The organism is Neisseria sp. P0021.S006 (genome assembly GCF_051956895.1).
Map to the genome: position 1 here is coordinate 1 of NZ_JBQCWZ010001084.1, position 505 is coordinate 505.

The 505-nt window shown below is 32.7% G+C and carries 1 protein-coding gene; it reads right to left on the bottom strand.

Annotation, left to right across the window (positions count from 1 at the left end; all coding sequences use genetic code 11):
• The coding region (locus ACTHUM_RS18845) for a hypothetical protein (protein ID WP_440403805.1) at window positions 1-481 on the bottom strand (481 nt) is incomplete at its 3' end.
• Between the last annotated feature and the right edge of the window lie 24 nt (window positions 482-505).

The window sequence follows — 505 nt, forward strand, 5'->3', positions numbered from 1 at the left end:
GGTATATATCTCCATCATTTGATGAGAAGGTATAATTTTGCATTTCATTTTCTTTTAAAAGAATATTTCTAGTATCGGAATTACAAGGGTGCGAAGCTAAATTCCAATGTTTTTCCTCTCCCCCCTTATGGTGTTTATACCTATGAAACACAAACCATGCTAAGGTATCCAATAAACTACTGTTTTCACCCATATTTTCTGATTTAAGAAATTCAAATAGACTTCTTCTTACCGAACTTGTTAGTGAGGAGCAATCTTTTCTTTTTACACCTTTAGTACATAGTGGCAATTTAATCCGAGCAATATTCCTTAATTTTTGCATATCTTCAGGGGCTATATGCTTCTGCTGCTTCATATTCTTTAAATCTTCTGTTTTAAAATATAAAGCTCCAAATTGAAAAAAATGTAATGACGCACTTGGATATCCTATTTTCAGTGGTATTTCAGTATATCCTCCATCAATTGCAACAACATGCTTCAAGGAATGTTCACAAGAATTATGAGG